We start from the raw sequence: 15304 nt of genomic DNA on the forward strand, positions 1-15304 counted from the left end.
GGGTGATAGGGTAGAGGCCCGCCTTCAAGGAGCCCTGACATGGACCCGATCACCACGCTTGCCACGCGTCTGGGTGAGCATCTGCGCCGCTTCAGCGCGCAGGTGACCACTGCTGAATCCTGCACCGGCGGCGGCATCGCCGAAGCCATCACCCGTGTACCCGGTAGCTCGGCCTGGTTCGAGGCCGGTTATGTCACCTATTCCAATGCCCAGAAAACCCGCCAGCTGGGGGTGCCAGAGGTGCTGTTCGGCCAGGTGGGCGCGGTTAGCCAGGAAGTGGTCGAAGCCATGGTCAAAGGCGCCCAGGCCGCCAGTGGCGCGCGCTTTGCCGTGGCGGTAAGCGGAGTGGCCGGGCCGGACGGTGGCTCGCCCGCCAAGCCGGTGGGTACCGTGTGGCTGGCCTGGGGCGATGGCAGTCGGGTCTTCAGCGAGCGCCGGCAGTTCGACGGTGACCGCGAGGCGGTGCGCCGACAGACGGTGATCGCCGCGTTAGACGGCTTGTTACAGCTTGGTGCCGAGTAAATCGACGACAGGGGTTTGCGTGAGCGCCGGCCTGTGGAATAATACTGGCTACTTATACAGGTATTCCGGCCGTCAGGGCCACGTCGAACACGTGAGGATTTCAATGGACGACAACAAGAAGCGCGCCTTGGCTGCGGCCCTGGGTCAGATCGAACGCCAGTTCGGTAAAGGTGCAGTCATGCGCATGGGCGACCACGAGCGCCAGGCGATCCCGGCCATCTCCACCGGCTCGCTGGGCCTGGACATCGCACTGGGCATTGGCGGCCTGCCAAAAGGCCGTATCGTCGAGATCTACGGCCCGGAATCGTCGGGTAAAACCACGCTGACCCTGTCGGTCATTGCCGAAGCCCAGAAAAACGGCGCCACCTGCGCCTTCGTCGACGCCGAGCACGCCCTCGACCCTGAATACGCGGGCAAGCTGGGCGTCAACGTCGACGACCTGCTGGTTTCGCAGCCGGACACCGGCGAACAGGCCCTGGAAATCACCGACATGCTGGTGCGTTCCAACGCTGTTGACGTGATCATCGTCGACTCCGTGGCCGCCCTGGTGCCGAAGGCCGAAATCGAAGGTGAAATGGGTGACATGCACGTAGGCCTGCAGGCTCGCCTGATGTCCCAGGCGCTGCGCAAAATCACCGGTAACATCAAGAACGCCAACTGCCTGGTCATCTTCATCAACCAGATCCGTATGAAAATCGGCGTAATGTTCGGCAGCCCGGAAACCACCACCGGTGGTAACGCCCTGAAGTTCTACGCCTCGGTGCGCCTGGACATCCGTCGTACGGGTGCGGTCAAGGAAGGCGACGAGGTGGTCGGCAGCGAAACCCGCGTCAAGATCGTCAAGAACAAGGTTTCGCCACCGTTCCGTCAGGCCGAGTTCCAGATCCTCTACGGCAAGGGTATCTACCGCAATGGCGAAATCATCGACCTGGGTGTTTCCCAAGGTCTGGTCGAGAAGTCCGGTGCCTGGTATGCCTACCAGGGCAACAAGATCGGCCAAGGTAAAGCCAACGCCGCCAAGTACCTGGCTGAGAACCCGGCGATTGGTGCCGAGATCGAGAAGCAGATTCGCGACAAGTTGCTGACTTCTGGCGCTGTCGCTGCGGCTGGTAAAGCTGCGGCTGCCGAAGCAGATGCCGACGACATGGCCGACGCTGAAGCCGGTTATTGATTGCGCGGTAGATAGCTGAACATGTCCGCCGTACTCGACACCCCCGTCGCCATTCGGCGGACAGCCATGGACCTGCTCGCGCGACGTGAGCACGGTCGCGTCGAGCTGACGCGCAAGCTGCGTCAGCGCGGCGCTTCGGATGAGCTGATCGAGCCTGAGCTCGATCGGCTTGCCGAAGAAGGGCTGCTGAGTGAAGCCCGCTACCTTGAAAGTTTTATCCGCTACCGTTCCGGCTCTGGCTATGGCCCTGCGCGTATTCGCGAAGAGCTTGGGCAGCGTGGTTTGGCGCGTGCTGATATCGAGCAGGCGCTACGCGAGAGCGAGGTGGATTGGGCAGAGCGTATGCGCGATGTGTGGCAGCGCAAGTTCGCCGGGCAGCGCCCGCAAGACCCGCGCAGCCGTGCCCAGCAGACCCGGTTTCTCGCTTACCGGGGCTTCCCCATGGATTTGATCGGTCGCCTGCTCAGTGGGCGTGATCTCGACGATTATTGATCGGTCAGTTAGCGCTATTGGGGCTGCGCAGCAGCCCCAAACGACGCGTTATCAACTCACTTTCAATGCCTCCCTGGCCCGTTGCGTGGTATGCATCGGCTGCGGCTTGGCCCAGTTTTCCGGCAGGTTGATGAAATCCACCAGCTCGCGCAGCCGGCCCTGATCCCGGCCATTGAAGGCGAACGACAGACGGGTCAGGTGGCTGAAATTACCCACCTCATGCTCGGCGCCACTGTCTGGCTGCTGGTGATACTTACCACTCAGGCGCAAGTCGGCAAAATCTTCCTGGATGTCATACAGCGCTGCTTCGCTGAGCGGGTGGTGCATGCGGATTACGAACTGGCTCTTCAGCCAGCGGCTGGAGTGGTAGTTGCTGTAGAACTGGTTGATTTCCTTCACCGCCTCGTCGGCACTGTGCACCAGGCGCACCAGCTTCAGATCGCTCGGCAGGATGTAGCGGTTTTCTTCCAGCTGGCGGCTGATGAAGTCCAGGCAGTCTCGCCAGAAGCTGCCACCAGGCGAGTCCAGCAGTACCACCGGCACCAATGGGCTTTTGCCGGTCTGGATCAGGGTCAGAACCTCCAACGCTTCGTCCAGGGTGCCGAAACCGCCTGGGCACAGCACCAGGGCATCAGCCTCTTTGACAAAAAACAGCTTGCGGATGAAGAAAAAGTGGAACGGCAACAGCTTGTCGGTACCGCCTACCGTGGGGTTGGCATGTTGTTCGAAGGGCAGGGTGATGTTGAACCCCAGGCTGTGCTCGCTGCCGGCGCCTTCGTGGGCGGCCGCCATAATGCCGCCACCCGCTCCAGTAATGACCATCAGATCGGAGCGTGCCAGGGTGGCGCCCAGTTCGCGGGCCAAGGCATACATCGGGTGTTCCAGCGGGGTACGTGCCGAACCGAACACGGTCACCTTGCGCCGACCCTTGTAGCGCTGCAGGGTGCGGAACGACTGGTCCAGTTCGCGCAGGGCTTGCAAGGTGATCTTGGCGCTCCAGCGGTCGCTGTCGTCATGGGCCATGCGCAGGATGGTCAGCATCATGTCGCGGTACAGCGGCAAGTTGGGGCTGTCGGGTGCTACCAGTTGCAGTTGTGCGTCGATGTTGCTCAGGTCGATGTTGTTGTCGCGGAAGTGGTTGAACAGCAGTTCATTCGATTGGTAAGGCATGCAACGTCTCCTTCTGCACCAATGCCTATGACCTCAATCTAGACCGTCGCGCCCGATCGTGCCGGGTTGTTTGGCAGCGCCGCCCGTCGGCATGCACCCCTCGGCGGTACGGGTTTGGTTAACTGGTAAAGCGAAACGTGTCGATGCAGGAGGTGGCGGTATGCATCGCTTGATCATCGAAGTGGACGGGCAGCTCTACCGGATGCTGGAGCGCGCGGCCCAGGTGCATCACCTGAGCCTTGAGGCCGAGTGCCGCCGCAGGTTGGAGGGGCTGGAGTGCCAGTCGCGTTACCTGCAGGCTTTGTTGGCCGAGATGCGCGCCGATGCCGCCGGAGGGCGCTGGTGCGCCCGCGAGAAGGAGCAGGTGTAGCGTGATGCGCGGCGGTTACTTCTTCTTGTTGCCGGCCACGCAGCTGGCACTGTCGAAGGCTTGATCCATGATTGGCTGGTTGGTCTTGTAGACCGTGAAACGGTAGACCATGACCGCACCCTTGGACATCAGGTTACGGAACCCGCTGTTGCGGCAAACGCTGTCGCCCAGCTGGCTGCGTACCTGCTCGGGGTTGGCCTGCATGCGTTCGGCGTGGCTCTGGCGCACGCTCAGGTGGTTGACCAGCGCCTTGCCCTCTACGGTGTAACCCTGGTCGAGGATGTCCTCGTTGATGGCGCGCGGGGTGCCGATGCTGCTTTCTTTGGCAACCTTCTGCAGCATCTTGTTAAGGTCGTAGTCCTGCTTGGATGCCGCCTGTGCTGCCAACGGCAGGGCAAGCAACAGGGTCAGGGCGGGGGCGATAAGGCGCAGCATGAATCTCTCCTGGTTCGATGACTGGCGCTTTGACATGCGCGGGTCGACGGTGTTCCGTGAAATCGCGCAAGGCAAGATCCGGGCACGGTAAAGGCCCGATTATAAAGACCGCCTTGCAGCCTGCACAGCAATTGCCCCCTGTTCTGGTAGACTGGCGCCCTTGTGTTCTCCGAGCCATCCTTGTGCCCATTTCCAAATCGACCAGAGGCCTGCCGGCATGAGCCATGCGGTAGCGCGCCTGCGCGCCGAACGCCTGGCCCGCAGCAACAAGCCATTCATCGCCCGTGGTTCGCGTGCAGAGCGTTGCCCGGATTGCCGGGTGATTGCCACCCATTGCCTGTGTGCCTGGAAACCCCGTGTACAGGCTGACTCCGGCGTGTGCCTGCTGATGCATGACACCGAGCCGTTGAAGCCTACCAACACCGGCTGGCTGATTGCCGACCTGATCGAAGACACCTCCGCTTTCGGCTGGCTGCGCACCTCGGTGGACGAGCGTTTGCTGGCCCTGCTCGACGACCCACGCTGGCAGCCCTATATCGTCTTCCCGGGCGAGTTCGTGGCTGAGCAGCGGGTGGTCAGCGAGGTGGTGCGCGAGCCGGGCAAGCGCCCGTTGTTCATCCTGCTGGATGCCACCTGGACCGAGGCGCGCAAGATGTTCCGCAAAAGCCCGTACCTGGACCGCTTCCCGGTGTTGAGCCTGCAGGCCAAGCAGATGTCGCGTTACCGCCTGCGGCGTTCCAAGCGTGACGATCACTTCTGCACGGCAGAGGTGGCCGCCATGTGCCTGGACCTGGCCGGCGACAGCCAGGCCTCGCAGGCACTGGATGCCTACCTGGATGTGTTCAGCCTGCATTACCTGAGCGGCAAGCGGCGCCTGCCGCTGGATGATCAGGACGACACCCACCAGCGGTTGCATACCTTCCTATAGTCCAAGGGGCATAACCCCTGCTTTGGTTCATAATGACGGGGCTGGCAGCCAGGGTGGGCGAGACGGCAGGGCGATCGGCTTGACCACCCTTGACCGTGCTCGGCATCCTTGGCGCCGATTCCCCGCCGGACGCTTCCCTTACCCTCGAGCGCCTGGCACAGAACAGGATCCTTAGATCGATGGCCACTTACGAAATCCTGATTGCCGATGACCACCCACTGTTCCGTGGCGCTCTGCGCCAGGCCGTTACCGTCGGCCTGGGCCCGGATGTACGCCTGGTCGAAGTCGCGAGCATTGCCGAACTGGAAACCCGTCTGAGCGAAAAAGCCGACTGGGACCTGGTGCTGCTGGACTTGAACATGCCGGGTGCTTACGGTTTTTCCGGGCTGGTGCTGTTGCGCGGGCAATACCCGCAGATTCCCGTGGTGATGGTATCGGCGCAGGAAGAGGCTGCCGTGGTGGTCAAGTCCCGCGAGTTCGGCGCCAGTGGCTTCATTCCCAAGTCCAGCACCCTGGAAGTCATCCAGGATGCCGTGCGCAAGGTGCTCGATGGCGAGGTTTGGTGGCCGCCGCAGGCGTTCGAAAAGGTGGATGTGTCGGCTGAGGCCAAAGCCGCCAGCGAAGGCCTGGCCAGCCTTACGCCGCAGCAGTTCCGCGTACTGACCATGGTCTGCGAAGGCTTGTTGAACAAGCAGATCGCCTATGAGCTGAACGTGTCGGAAGCAACCATCAAGGCCCACGTGACCGCGATCTTCCGCAAGCTGGGCGTGCGCACCCGCACACAGGCTGCGCTGCTGCTGCAACAACTTGAATCGGTTGCCAGCAACTGACTGCGCGTGGCTTCACGCTTTTTTGACCCGTGCCGGTCTAGTCTGCTGGCCTTTCCGTTGTGAAGTGACTCACATGACATCGCCATTCAAGGGCCAGACCGGCCTCAAACGCATCTTCAACGCCGCCGGCTACTCACTGGACGGCCTGCGCGCCGCCTTCAAGGGGGAGGCTGCGTTCCGCCAGCTGGTACTGCTCAACGTGCTGCTGATCCCGATCGCCTTCTGGCTGCCGGTCAGCCGTGCGGAACGGGCGATCATGATCGCGGTGTGCCTGTTGGGCTTGATCGTCGAGCTGTTCAACTCGGCAGTGGAAGCGGCCATCGACCGCATCTCGCTGGAGCGTCACCCCCTGTCGAAAAACGCCAAGGACATGGGCAGCGCCGCACAGCTGGTGGCGCTGACCATGGTCGCGCTGGTGTGGGGTGTGATCCTGCTTTAAGCGATTGGCGGCAGCACGATTTCATCACTGCGGGTAAAGCCCGCGGTGAAGCTGCGGCAAAGTTCCAGAAACTCACGCATGGCCGAGGTCTGGTATTTTTGTTTGTGCCAGATGAAGTAGAACTGGCGCATCAGATCCAGCTCGGGGGTTTCGACCGCTACCAGGCTGCCTCGGCGGAAAGCATCCCGCAGCGCCAGGCGTGAAATGCAGCCAATGCCCAGGCCCGACTCGACGGCGCGCTTGATGGCTTCTGTGTGTTCCAGCTCCAGGCGGATATTGAGGTTGGCGCGGTGATGGCGCATGGCCTGGTCGAAGGTCAGGCGCGTGCCTGAGCCTTGCTCGCGCAGTATCCACGCTTCTTGCGACAAGCTTTCGATATCGGCGCGGCCCAGCGTGGCCAGCGGATGCTGCGGCGCGCAGAACACCACCAGTTCGTCCTCCACCCAGGGCTGCACTTCCAGGTCCGGGTGGTTGCAGTCACCTTCGATTAGACCCAGATCAATTTCGTAGTGCGCCACCTGTTGCACGATATGCGCAGTGTTCTGTACATGCAGCTTCACTTGGCTTTCCGGGTGGGTCTGCATGAAGCTGCCGATCAGCAGGGTGGCCAGGTAGTTGCCGATGGTCAGTGTGGCGCCGACCGCCAGCGAGCCGAAACCGGACTTGCCATTGAGCAGGTCTTCGATTTCCTTGGCCTGGTCGAGCAGGGCCACCGCCTGCGGTAGCAGCTGATGGCCCAAGGCGTTGAGGGCCAGTCGCTTGCCGGCACGGTCGAACAGCTGGCAGCTCGATTGCCGCTCCAGTTCGGTAATTGAAGTGCTGGCGGCCGACTGCGACAACGCCAGCAGGCTAGCGGCCCGAGAGACGCTTTGATGCTGGGCGACGGCGACGAAGACCTGCAGTTGACGAAGTGTGAATCGCATATCGATATAACCGATAACACATATCTTGATAATCCAGTTAACAGATATTGTCGCTGCCCCTAAACTATCGCGCAACTGCGCGTTTTGCGCGCCGCGTTTTTCTTCAGGAGCCCCATCGATGAGCAACATGAACCACGAACGTGTCCTCAGTGTGCACCACTGGAACGACACCCTGTTCAGCTTCAAGTGCACCCGCGACCCGGGCCTGCGCTTCGAGAACGGTCAGTTCGTGATGATCGGCCTGCAGCAGGAAAGCGGCCGTCCGCTCATGCGTGCCTATTCCATCGCTTCGCCGAACTGGGAAGAGCACCTGGAGTTCTTCAGCATCAAGGTGCCGGACGGCCCGCTGACCTCGCAGCTGCAGCACCTGAAGGAAGGCGATGAGATCATCATCAGCAAGAAGCCTACCGGCACCCTGGTACTCGATGACCTGAACCCGGGCAAGCACCTGTACCTGCTGAGCACCGGTACTGGCCTGGCGCCGTTCATGAGCGTCATCCAGGACCCGGAAACCTACGAGCGCTTCGAAAAAGTGATCCTGGTGCACGGCGTGCGTTACGTGAACGAAGTGGCCTACCGCGAGTTCATCACCGAGCACCTGCCGCAGAACGAGTTCTTCGGTGAGTCGGTTCGCGACAAGCTGATTTACTACCCGACCGTGACCCGCGAGCCGTTCGAGAACCAGGGCCGCCTGACCGACCTGATGCGCAGCGGCAAGCTGTTCAGCGATATCGGCCTGCCACCGATCAACCCGCAGGATGACCGTGCGATGATCTGCGGCAGCCCGAGCATGCTCGACGAGACCAGCGAAGTGCTGGACAGCTTCGGCCTGAAGATCTCCCCGCGCATGCGTGAGCCGGGTGACTACCTGATCGAGCGTGCCTTCGTCGAGAAGTAAGGCGCATGCTGGTACAAGAAGGCGACCCTCGGGTCGCCTTTCTTATGCCTGGAGGCTTTGTATCGCTGTACCGGCCCTTTCGCGGGCAAGCCCGCGAAAGGGCCGGTACAGAAAACACACAATCTATTCGACGCGCGTCTCGCCGCTGTACACCAATATCCCCCGGCACCGCTTGCACAGGTACCGCCGCCCCTGGCGCACCAGCTTGTGCCGCTGCGCCGTAAACGGGAAGTCACCCTGCGGGCACGGGCAACGGTAAATGTAGCGGGTGACCGCGCGCCGTTGCACTTCGTAGTTGTGGCACCGGTTGGGCGGCAGCTCGTACACCCCGCGCATGATCAGCTGCCACTCCTCGCCATGGGCCTGGATGCGGTCGCCGAACAGCTGGTGGGCCACCAGGTGTGCCACTTCATGGGCCACGGTCTGGCGCAGGAAGTCTTCTTGGTTTTCGCGGTAGAGCTGCAGGTTGAAACGCAGCAGGTTCTCGTGCAGGTGGGCAACCCCGGCTTTTTGCCCGCGCAGCTTGAAGCTGACTTCCGGGCGCGGGAAGGGGCGTTTGAAGAAGGTTTCGGCTTGCTGGTAACAGGTTTCGACGCGTTGTCTGAGCAGCTCGGGCATGGCGGGGTGGTTCTCCTGACCGGGCATTATGCCGCAACTGCAGCGGGGGTGCCGAGCCACCGGTCAGCGCACAGCCAGAGGCCGCCTTGCGGCGGCCCCTGGTTGATGCCCCAGTGTTGGTTGAATCTGTTCTAGTTGGTGTAGACGGGCCCCACGCCCAATCCCCATATAATCACCGTGGCGGCCATTATCGCCACCAGTACCACAAGGCCCACCGCCAGCACGGAGCTTGAGAACAGGAAGCCTTCGTCGGAGGGTATGTTCATGAACGTCGGTAAGCCGACATACAGCAGGTACACCGTGTAGCAGATGGCGGCCGTGCCGATCAGCATGCCCAGCCACAAGTGCGGGTAGAGCGCTGCCAGGCCGCCGATGAACAAAGGGGTGGCGGTGTAGGTGGCAAAGGCGATGCACTGCGCCATGGACGGGTTGGCATCGTAGGTGCGGGCCATCCAGTGGATGAATGCACCCATTACCGCCACCCCGGCGAGCATTGCCAGGTACGACATGATGCTCATCCAGATGGCGCTTTCCATGGTCAGCATCACGGCTGGCCGGTCGCCGATCACCCAGCCGACCTGGGTGGTGCCGATGAACGCCGAAACGGCGGGAATCGCCGCCAGGATAAGGGTGTGCGTCAGGTACATGTGGCTGATGGTTTCTTCTTCGCCACGGATTTCCCGCCATTCCTGGTCGGGATGGGTAAATAGCCCCACAACGTGATGAATCATGCCGTCACTCCTCTCAATGTTGCCAAACGCCCCCCAGATGGAGCGCAAGCGGCCCGAGGCCCGAACACCGATGCAAGCGGTAATGTGGCCTTATGTCGCAGTATAGGAAGCTGTTGCCGGCATAAACCGTGCTTTTTAGAGCAAATTGCGCTGTCAGGCGTACTGTTGATTACAACGAAGTCTTTATCGGAATGCCTACAGCGGCGCCGCGTTTGTGCGTAAAATAGCCGCCTTTTGTCACACCTCGCGGATTCAAGCGCTATGGGCACCCTCTCGGTCAACCAGAACAAACTGCAAAAACGCCTGCGTCGTCTCGCCGGCGAAGCCATCACCGACTACAACATGATCGAGGATGGCGACAAGGTCATGGTCTGCCTGTCTGGCGGCAAGGACAGCTACACCATGCTCGACGTTCTGTTGCACCTGCAGAAGGTGGCACCGATCACGTTCGAGATCGTTGCGGTGAACATGGACCAGAAGCAGCCTGGCTTCCCCGAACACGTGCTGCCAGCCTACCTCAAGGAGCTGGGCGTCGAGTACCACATCGTCGAGAAGGACACCTACTCGGTGGTCAAGGAGCTGGTACCCGAGGGCAAGACCACCTGCTCGCTGTGCTCGCGCTTGCGCCGTGGCACCCTGTACACCTTCGCCGATGAAATCGGTGCGACCAAGATGGCCCTAGGACACCACCGCGACGATATCGTCGAAACCTTCTTCCTCAACATGTTCTTCAACGGTGCGCTCAAGGGCATGCCGCCGAAGCTGCGCGCCGATGATGGCCGCAACGTGGTGATCCGCCCGTTGGCCTACTGCAGCGAGAAGGACATCCAGGCTTACTCGGACATGAAGGAATTCCCGATCATCCCGTGCAACCTGTGCGGCTCGCAGGAAAACCTGCAGCGCCAGGTGGTCAAGGACATGCTGCTGGACTGGGAGCGCAAGCACCCGGGCCGTACCGAGAGCATTTTCCGCGCCCTGCAGAACGTGGCACCGTCGCAACTGGCCGACCGCAACCTGTTCGATTTCACCAGCCTGAAGATCGACGAAAACGCTACCCCGCGCTTCCTCGACGTTGTGAACATCTGACCTATGCGCGATTACCAGTGGCTGCATGAGTACTGCCTGAACCGCTTTGGCTCGGCCCAGGCGCTGGAGGCATTCCTGCCGCAGCCGCGCACGCCGGCGCAGCTGCGGGGCATCAGTGATGACCGCTACCTGTCGACCCTGGCCTTGCGTGTGTTCCGCGCCGGGCTCAAGCACAGCCTGGTGGACGCCAAGTGGCCGGCGTTCGAGCAGGTGTTCTTCGGTTTCGACCCGGAGAAGGTGGTGCTGATGGGCGCCGAGCACCTGGAGCGGCTGATGCAGGATGAGCGCATCATCCGTCATATGGGCAAGCTCAAGAGCGTGCCGCGCAATGCGCAGATGGTGCTTGATATCGCCAAAGAAAACGGCAGCTTTGGTGAGTTCATCGCCGATTGGCCGGTGACCGACATTGTCGGGTTATGGAAGTACCTGGCCAAGCATGGCAATCAGTTGGGCGGGTTGTCGGCGCCGCGCTTCCTGCGCATGGTCGGCAAGGATACCTTCATCCCTACCGATGACATGGCGGCGGCGCTGATTGCGCAGAAAGTGATCGACAAGCAACCGACCAGTCAACGTGACCTGGCCCTGGTGCAGCAAGCCTTCAATCAGTGGCACGAAGAGAGCGGACGGCCGCTGTGCCAGTTGTCGGTGATGCTGGCGCATACCGTCAACCATTGAGATTTTGGGGCCGCAAAGCGGCCCCAGATGTTAATTACCTTCGCCCGCCAGGCGCCGCTCATGCTGGAACTTCCAGCGCACATACAGCAGCCCGGCAATGAACAACCCCAGGCTCACCAGCACTTCAACCCAGCCGAACACCGCCCGCGCCGGGTCGAACGCCGCCAGCACGCCCTTGATGAAATAGATGTTCACCACGAAGCAGGTCCAGGCATGTGCCCGGGCGCTGCCTGTCAGCATGCCCGGCAGCAGCAACAGCAGCGGCACCAGTTCGATCGCCAGGATCACCTCGACCCGTGCGCCATGCAGGTTGGCGAACCAAAGGTTGTTCACCACCAGCAAAGCGATCAGACCGAAGAAGAACGCCAGGCTCAACGCCCTTGTCAGGCGCAGGCGCGGTGCCAGCCATTCCAGTGGCGGCAACACCTTGGGCTTTTTAGCCACGCGCGGCCTCCAGGGCCTTGGCGGTGGTCGCCAGGCGTTGGCCAAGGGCGCGGCACAGGGCAATCTCGTGTGGGTCCAGTTCGCGCTTGCCGTCGGCACCGGCATGGTGGCTGGCGCCATAAGGGGTACCGCCGCCACGGGTTTCCAGCAAGGCCGATTCGCTGTAGGGCAGGCCCATCACCAGCATGCCGTGGTGCATCAACGGCAGCATCATCGACAGCAGGGTGGTTTCCTGGCCGCCGTGCAGGCTGGCGGTGGAGGTGAACACACCCGCTGGCTTGCCGACCAGCTCGCCCCCCAGCCACAGGCTGCTGGTGCCATCCAGGAAGTACTTCAGCGGCGCCGCCATGTTGCCGAAGCGGGTCGGGCTACCGAGTACTAGGCCGGCGCAGTGGCGCAAGTCGTCCAGGGTGGCGTACAGCGCACCACTGGCCGGAATGTCCGGCGCAACGGCTTCACATTCGGTAGAAATCGCAGGCACTGTGCGCAGGCGCGCCTCCATGCCGGTCAGTTCGATGCCACGGGCGATGTGCCGGGCCATTTCGCTGGTTGAACCGTGGCGGCTGTAATAGAGCACCAGGATGTAGGGCGCGCTCACGGCAGGATCTCCAGCACTTTTTCCGGTGGACGGCCGACCACGGCCTTGTCACCGGCAACGAGGATTGGCCGCTCGATCAATTTGGGGTGCCGGGCCATGGCATCGATCAGTTGTGCGTCGGTCAGCGCCGGGTCGGCCAGGTTCAGGTCCTTGTACTCATCCTCGCCAGTGCGCAGCAGTTGGCGCGGGGCGATGCCCAGCTTGCCGAGCACTGCCTTGAGGGTGGCGGCGTCGGGCGGGGTTTCCAGGTAGCGCACAATGGTTGGTGCCAGGCCGCGGGCTTCGAGCAGTTCAAGCGCGCCGCGGGATTTCGAGCAGCGCGGGTTATGATAGAGCGTCAGGTCAGTCATGTCGGGTCGCATCCAGCTGGGTGTGGCGGCTATTCTAACCGCAGCGACTGACCCATTTGCTCTAAAACTCGAGAAGGATTGACCCATGGCAAGGCGTCTGGCAGCAGTACTGGCCATCACCGCGAGCCTGTTGCTCGGTGGTTGCGGTGCCGATTATGGCGTGGACCAACACGGTAATACGGTTAAGGCCGAACAGATCGACGGGCACTGGCTGGTGCTCAACTACTGGGCTGAATGGTGCGGGCCGTGCCGTACCGAAATCCCTGAACTGAACGCGGCGGCCAAGCAGTGGGCGGCCGATGGCATCAAGGTGGTGGGGGTGAATTTCGATGGCTTGCAGGGGCAGGACCTGAAACAGGCCGCTGAAACCCTGGGCATCGGTTTTACCGTGCTGGCCCAGGACCCGGCCGAGCGCTACGACCTGCCACGCAGCGAGGCGCTGCCGGTGACCTACATCATCGATGACAAGGGCAAGGTGCGTGAGCAGCTGTTGGGCGAGCAGACCCTGGAAGGGCTACAGGCCAAGATCAAGGCCCTCAAACAGGGGTGAGTTGCAAGCTGCAAGCACCAAGGAAAGGCAGATCGGTGCTCACTCTGCTTTTTCTTGTGGCTTGAAGCTCGCAGCTTGTAGCTGTTTTCAGCCTTCCTCCGGCCAGAACCGCAGCGGTTTACCCTGGGCTGGCCAGAAGCGCATCTGCTCCACCGGCGACACATCCCAGCGCTGCACCGTTTCCAGTGCCTGCAAGAAGCGCTTTTCCTGCTCCATCAACGCTGGCGCGCACAGCTTGCGGGTCTTGCCGACCTTGCCAAAGCTCAGGTGCTCACCGTCCAGCGTGTACGGCGCAAACCAGTGGTTGCAACCGCCATTGCCATAGGCGCGGCCGTCGCTGGCCAGGGTCAGCGTGAGGTGGCTGTAGTCGATCAGCGGGCGTTCGCCAATCCATTCCAGCACATAGCTGCGTTCCTGCTGCAGCTTCGAAGGTTCTGCGGCGCAGCCGAGCAGGCCGGTGGCAATCAGCACGCCGGTCAGCAGATTTTTCACTCGGCGCTCTCCTGGCAACGCGGGCACAGGTGTTTGTCGCCACGGCTGGCCCAGCCCAGTTCGGCAATGCGCGCGCTGGCGGCGGGTTGGCGGGCTTGTTTGCCCAGCTTGGCGTCCACGGCAAACTCGAAGTCCAGCACGGCATCGCAGCTGTCGCACTCGACCTGCCAGGTGAGGATTTCCAGCTCGTTGAACACCGGGCCGCTGGCCACGGCAACCCACTGGCCGCGCGGGTTGATCAGGTGACGCACGCTTTCCACGGTCAGGCGCATGGACAGGTCCTTGCTGCCTTTGAGGGTGACCAGCAGGGTGTCGCCTTTGTGCATCGAGCCGCCGTTGCCAGTGACCTGGTAGCGGCCTGGCACCAGTGCGCGGCACTCGATCAGGGTGTGTTGCGGGTTGAAAAGGGTGTAACGGAAATCGTGCTCGACCATGGGTCCTCCAGAAATGCCGCGTATCCTAGCATTAACCCATCACCAGATTCTGTGGATTGCCTGCCGCCCAGCGGTTGATGTTGTCCAGCGTGATCGCGGCGATGGCATCCAGCGCCTCACGGGTGAGGAAGGCCTGGTGAGCCGTGATGATCACGTTGGGGAAGGTCAGCAGGCGCGCCAGCACATCGTCCTGCAGGGGCAGATCGGAGCGGTCTTCGAAGAACAACTGGGCTTCTTCTTCGTAGACATCCAGGCCCAGGTAGCCGAGTTGGCCGCTTTTCAGCGCATCGATCAGTGCCGGGGTGTCGACCAGCGCGCCACGGCCCGTGTTTATGAGCATGGCTCCGGGTTGGAGGTGGGCCAGGCTTTGTGCATTGATCAAGTGGCGAGTGTGCTCGGTCAGCGGGCAGTGCAGGCTGATGATGCGGGCTTCGCGCAGCAACTCGGGCATGCTCAGGTAGCGTGCACCCAGGGCCAGCAGTTCCGGGTTGGGGTAGGGGTCGTAGGCCAGCAGTTGGCAGCCGAAACCGGCCATGATGCGGGCAAAGGCCGCGCCGATCTGGCCGGTGCCGACGACACCGACGGTTTTGCCGTGCAGGTCGAAGCCGGTCAGCCCATGCAGGGTGAAATCACCTTCGCGGGTACGGTTGTAGGCCCGGTGCAGGCGCCGGTTGAGGGCCAGGATCAACGCTACGGCGTGCTCGGCCACGGCGTGTGGCGAGTAGGCCGGCACGCGAACCACCGCAAGGCCCAGCCGCTGGGCTTCGGCCAGGTCGACGTGGTTGTAGCCGGCCGAACGCAGGGCGATCAGGCGTGTGCCACCGGCGGCCAAGCGCTGCAGCACCGGGGCGTCGAGTTCGTCGTTGATGAAGGCACAGACAACTTCGTAGCCGCTGGCCAGGGCGGCGGTGTCGAGGGTCAGACGGGCAGGCTGGAAATGCAGCTCCAGGGTGCTGCCACTGGCGGCCCGGGTGAAGCTTTCCTGATCGTAGTGCTGGCTGCTGAACAACAGGGCGCGCATGGTGGGGGCTTCCTTTGTGGTGCATGTCTTGGGTGGGCGTTGCTTGTGAGATCGAGCGCCGCCCGCGCGGCGCATCGCACGCTCCTACGTTTGTTTCGGGCCAAATATTCCTGCGGATTTTGCGCGC

Annotated in this window: 22 protein-coding genes; 11 read left to right on the top strand and 11 right to left on the bottom strand. The window is 62.2% G+C overall.

From position 1 onward, the window contains the following. Positions 1-39 precede the first annotated feature (39 nt). The 3 genes from ACF8R4_RS09720 to recX all read left to right on the top strand — a co-directional run bounded on the left by ACF8R4_RS09720 (position 40) and on the right by recX (position 2185). A complete protein-coding gene (locus tag ACF8R4_RS09720) occupies positions 40-522 on the top strand; it encodes a CinA family protein (protein ID WP_060501896.1) in 483 nt (160 codons plus the stop codon). Positions 523-625: 103 nt separating this feature from the next. Continuing rightward, a complete protein-coding gene (gene recA, locus ACF8R4_RS09725; RefSeq protein ID WP_060501894.1) occupies positions 626-1693 on the top strand; it encodes a recombinase RecA in 1068 nt (355 codons plus the stop codon). A 21-nt stretch (positions 1694-1714) separates the two neighbouring features. Beyond that, positions 1715-2185 carry a recombination regulator RecX gene (gene recX / locus ACF8R4_RS09730; RefSeq protein WP_016715436.1) on the top strand — a complete coding sequence of 157 codons (471 nt, stop codon included), beginning with the start codon at positions 1715-1717 and terminating at the stop codon, positions 2183-2185. A 51-nt stretch (positions 2186-2236) separates the two neighbouring features. Here recX and ACF8R4_RS09735 read toward each other — a convergent pair whose 3' ends face one another. After that, entirely contained in the window at positions 2237-3355 is a 1119-nt protein-coding gene (locus ACF8R4_RS09735; RefSeq protein WP_060501893.1) for an LOG family protein, read from the bottom strand. 160 nt (positions 3356-3515) lie between these two features. Between ACF8R4_RS09735 and ACF8R4_RS09740 the strand changes: the two genes are divergently transcribed. After that, positions 3516-3725, top strand: a complete 210-nt coding sequence (locus tag ACF8R4_RS09740) for a hypothetical protein (RefSeq protein ID WP_060501891.1) — start codon at positions 3516-3518, stop codon at positions 3723-3725. Between the two features lie 15 nt (positions 3726-3740). Here the strand turns inward: ACF8R4_RS09740 and ACF8R4_RS09745 are convergent, their stop codons facing one another. Further along, positions 3741-4160, bottom strand: coding sequence for a quorum-sensing-regulated virulence factor family protein (locus tag ACF8R4_RS09745; protein ID WP_104834109.1), 420 nt, complete (start codon positions 4158-4160; stop codon positions 3741-3743). Between the two features lie 217 nt (positions 4161-4377). On the opposite strand from ACF8R4_RS09745, the gene ACF8R4_RS09750 reads away from it, so the two are divergent. From ACF8R4_RS09750 to ACF8R4_RS09760, 3 genes are all read left to right on the top strand, one after another. Next, positions 4378-5088 carry a tRNA-uridine aminocarboxypropyltransferase gene (locus ACF8R4_RS09750; protein ID WP_392492320.1) on the top strand — a complete coding sequence of 237 codons (711 nt, stop codon included), beginning with the start codon at positions 4378-4380 and terminating at the stop codon, positions 5086-5088. A gap of 179 nt (positions 5089-5267) precedes the next feature. After that, positions 5268-5918: a response regulator transcription factor ErdR gene (gene erdR / locus ACF8R4_RS09755; RefSeq protein WP_392492321.1), complete on the top strand. Its 651-nt coding sequence runs from the start codon at positions 5268-5270 to the stop codon at positions 5916-5918. A 73-nt stretch (positions 5919-5991) separates the two neighbouring features. Next, a complete protein-coding gene (locus ACF8R4_RS09760; RefSeq protein WP_010952700.1) occupies positions 5992-6357 on the top strand; it encodes a diacylglycerol kinase in 366 nt (121 codons plus the stop codon). Here ACF8R4_RS09760 and finR read toward each other — a convergent pair. Further along, positions 6354-7280: a LysR family transcriptional regulator FinR gene (gene finR / locus ACF8R4_RS09765; RefSeq protein WP_016715443.1), complete on the bottom strand. Its 927-nt coding sequence runs from the start codon at positions 7278-7280 to the stop codon at positions 6354-6356. The two genes, ACF8R4_RS09760 and finR, sit on opposite strands and share 4 nt — an antisense overlap. A 118-nt stretch (positions 7281-7398) precedes the next feature. Between finR and fpr the strand changes: the two genes are divergently transcribed. Continuing rightward, positions 7399-8178 (top strand): ferredoxin-NADP reductase, encoded by a 780-nt coding sequence (fpr, locus tag ACF8R4_RS09770; protein ID WP_004375483.1) that lies wholly within the window; start codon positions 7399-7401, stop codon positions 8176-8178. 123 nt (positions 8179-8301) lie between these two features. Here fpr and ACF8R4_RS09775 read toward each other — a convergent pair whose 3' ends face one another. Then, positions 8302-8796: a SprT family zinc-dependent metalloprotease gene (locus ACF8R4_RS09775; RefSeq protein ID WP_060501886.1), complete on the bottom strand. Its 495-nt coding sequence runs from the start codon at positions 8794-8796 to the stop codon at positions 8302-8304. A 131-nt stretch (positions 8797-8927) separates the two neighbouring features. Continuing rightward, on the bottom strand, positions 8928-9527 hold the full coding sequence (locus ACF8R4_RS09780; protein WP_003252385.1) for a Yip1 family protein: 600 nt from the start codon (positions 9525-9527) through the stop codon (positions 8928-8930). 261 nt (positions 9528-9788) lie between these two features. On the opposite strand from ACF8R4_RS09780, the gene ttcA reads away from it, so the two are divergent. Beyond that, on the top strand, positions 9789-10613 hold the full coding sequence (gene ttcA, locus ACF8R4_RS09785; protein ID WP_060501884.1) for a tRNA 2-thiocytidine(32) synthetase TtcA: 825 nt from the start codon (positions 9789-9791) through the stop codon (positions 10611-10613). Between the two features lie 3 nt (positions 10614-10616). Beyond that, positions 10617-11288 carry a DNA-3-methyladenine glycosylase I gene (locus tag ACF8R4_RS09790; protein ID WP_200928744.1) on the top strand — a complete coding sequence of 224 codons (672 nt, stop codon included), beginning with the start codon at positions 10617-10619 and terminating at the stop codon, positions 11286-11288. A 30-nt stretch (positions 11289-11318) separates the two neighbouring features. Here ACF8R4_RS09790 and ACF8R4_RS09795 read toward each other — a convergent pair whose 3' ends face one another. From ACF8R4_RS09795 to arsC, 3 genes are read right to left on the bottom strand one after another with little or no spacing between them, the layout of a single operon-like run. Next, the gene (locus ACF8R4_RS09795; RefSeq protein ID WP_016715447.1) at positions 11319-11732 is read right to left on the bottom strand and encodes a DUF2069 domain-containing protein; all 414 of its coding nucleotides are present in this window, start codon (positions 11730-11732) and stop codon (positions 11319-11321) included. Further along, the gene (gene wrbA / locus ACF8R4_RS09800; protein WP_060501880.1) at positions 11725-12330 is read right to left on the bottom strand and encodes an NAD(P)H:quinone oxidoreductase; all 606 of its coding nucleotides are present in this window, start codon (positions 12328-12330) and stop codon (positions 11725-11727) included. Before wrbA ends, ACF8R4_RS09795 begins: the two co-directional genes overlap by 8 nt. After that, positions 12327-12680, bottom strand: coding sequence for an arsenate reductase (glutaredoxin) (gene arsC, locus ACF8R4_RS09805; protein ID WP_060501877.1), 354 nt, complete (start codon positions 12678-12680; stop codon positions 12327-12329). The genes wrbA and arsC overlap by 4 nt, the downstream gene beginning before the upstream one ends. Before the next feature lie 85 nt (positions 12681-12765). On the opposite strand from arsC, the gene ACF8R4_RS09810 reads away from it, so the two are divergent. Continuing rightward, positions 12766-13230 carry a TlpA disulfide reductase family protein gene (locus ACF8R4_RS09810; RefSeq protein WP_060501875.1) on the top strand — a complete coding sequence of 155 codons (465 nt, stop codon included), beginning with the start codon at positions 12766-12768 and terminating at the stop codon, positions 13228-13230. 87 nt (positions 13231-13317) lie between these two features. On the opposite strand, the gene ACF8R4_RS09815 is transcribed toward ACF8R4_RS09810, so the two are convergent. From ACF8R4_RS09815 to ACF8R4_RS09825, 3 genes are read right to left on the bottom strand one after another with little or no spacing between them, the layout of a single operon-like run. Further along, entirely contained in the window at positions 13318-13722 is a 405-nt protein-coding gene (locus tag ACF8R4_RS09815; protein ID WP_016715450.1) for an META domain-containing protein, read from the bottom strand. Then, positions 13719-14156 (bottom strand): hypothetical protein, encoded by a 438-nt coding sequence (locus ACF8R4_RS09820; RefSeq protein WP_060501873.1) that lies wholly within the window; start codon positions 14154-14156, stop codon positions 13719-13721. The genes ACF8R4_RS09815 and ACF8R4_RS09820 overlap by 4 nt, the downstream gene beginning before the upstream one ends. A 31-nt stretch (positions 14157-14187) precedes the next feature. Further along, positions 14188-15177, bottom strand: a complete 990-nt coding sequence (locus ACF8R4_RS09825; RefSeq protein WP_060501872.1) for a 2-hydroxyacid dehydrogenase — start codon at positions 15175-15177, stop codon at positions 14188-14190. Positions 15178-15304: the final 127 nt, after the last annotated feature.

The sequence above is a fragment of the Pseudomonas sp. FYR_2 genome, from assembly GCF_043106425.1.
In the GTDB taxonomy this organism is placed as follows: domain Bacteria; phylum Pseudomonadota; class Gammaproteobacteria; order Pseudomonadales; family Pseudomonadaceae; genus Aquipseudomonas; species Aquipseudomonas monteilii.

Bases quoted from the DNA above. Each gene is read 5' to 3' on its own strand.
- ACF8R4_RS09720 (WP_060501896.1), top strand. From the start codon at position 40: ATGGACCCGATCACCACGCTTGCCACGCGTCTGGGTGAGCATCTGCGC.
- recA (WP_060501894.1), top strand. From the start codon at position 626: ATGGACGACAACAAGAAGCGCGCCTTGGCTGCGGCCCTGGGTCAGATC.
- recX (WP_016715436.1), top strand. From the start codon at position 1,715: ATGTCCGCCGTACTCGACACCCCCGTCGCCATTCGGCGGACAGCCATG.
- ACF8R4_RS09735 (WP_060501893.1), bottom strand. From the start codon at position 3,355: ATGCCTTACCAATCGAATGAACTGCTGTTCAACCACTTCCGCGACAAC.
- ACF8R4_RS09740 (WP_060501891.1), top strand. From the start codon at position 3,516: ATGCATCGCTTGATCATCGAAGTGGACGGGCAGCTCTACCGGATGCTG.
- ACF8R4_RS09745 (WP_104834109.1), bottom strand. From the start codon at position 4,160: ATGCTGCGCCTTATCGCCCCCGCCCTGACCCTGTTGCTTGCCCTGCCG.
- ACF8R4_RS09750 (WP_392492320.1), top strand. From the start codon at position 4,378: ATGAGCCATGCGGTAGCGCGCCTGCGCGCCGAACGCCTGGCCCGCAGC.
- erdR (WP_392492321.1), top strand. From the start codon at position 5,268: ATGGCCACTTACGAAATCCTGATTGCCGATGACCACCCACTGTTCCGT.
- ACF8R4_RS09760 (WP_010952700.1), top strand. From the start codon at position 5,992: ATGACATCGCCATTCAAGGGCCAGACCGGCCTCAAACGCATCTTCAAC.
- finR (WP_016715443.1), bottom strand. From the start codon at position 7,280: ATGCGATTCACACTTCGTCAACTGCAGGTCTTCGTCGCCGTCGCCCAG.
- fpr (WP_004375483.1), top strand. From the start codon at position 7,399: ATGAGCAACATGAACCACGAACGTGTCCTCAGTGTGCACCACTGGAAC.
- ACF8R4_RS09775 (WP_060501886.1), bottom strand. From the start codon at position 8,796: ATGCCCGAGCTGCTCAGACAACGCGTCGAAACCTGTTACCAGCAAGCC.
- ACF8R4_RS09780 (WP_003252385.1), bottom strand. From the start codon at position 9,527: ATGATTCATCACGTTGTGGGGCTATTTACCCATCCCGACCAGGAATGG.
- ttcA (WP_060501884.1), top strand. From the start codon at position 9,789: ATGGGCACCCTCTCGGTCAACCAGAACAAACTGCAAAAACGCCTGCGT.
- ACF8R4_RS09790 (WP_200928744.1), top strand. From the start codon at position 10,617: ATGCGCGATTACCAGTGGCTGCATGAGTACTGCCTGAACCGCTTTGGC.
- arsC (WP_060501877.1), bottom strand. From the start codon at position 12,680: ATGACTGACCTGACGCTCTATCATAACCCGCGCTGCTCGAAATCCCGC.
- ACF8R4_RS09810 (WP_060501875.1), top strand. From the start codon at position 12,766: ATGGCAAGGCGTCTGGCAGCAGTACTGGCCATCACCGCGAGCCTGTTG.
- ACF8R4_RS09820 (WP_060501873.1), bottom strand. From the start codon at position 14,156: ATGGTCGAGCACGATTTCCGTTACACCCTTTTCAACCCGCAACACACC.
- ACF8R4_RS09825 (WP_060501872.1), bottom strand. From the start codon at position 15,177: ATGCGCGCCCTGTTGTTCAGCAGCCAGCACTACGATCAGGAAAGCTTC.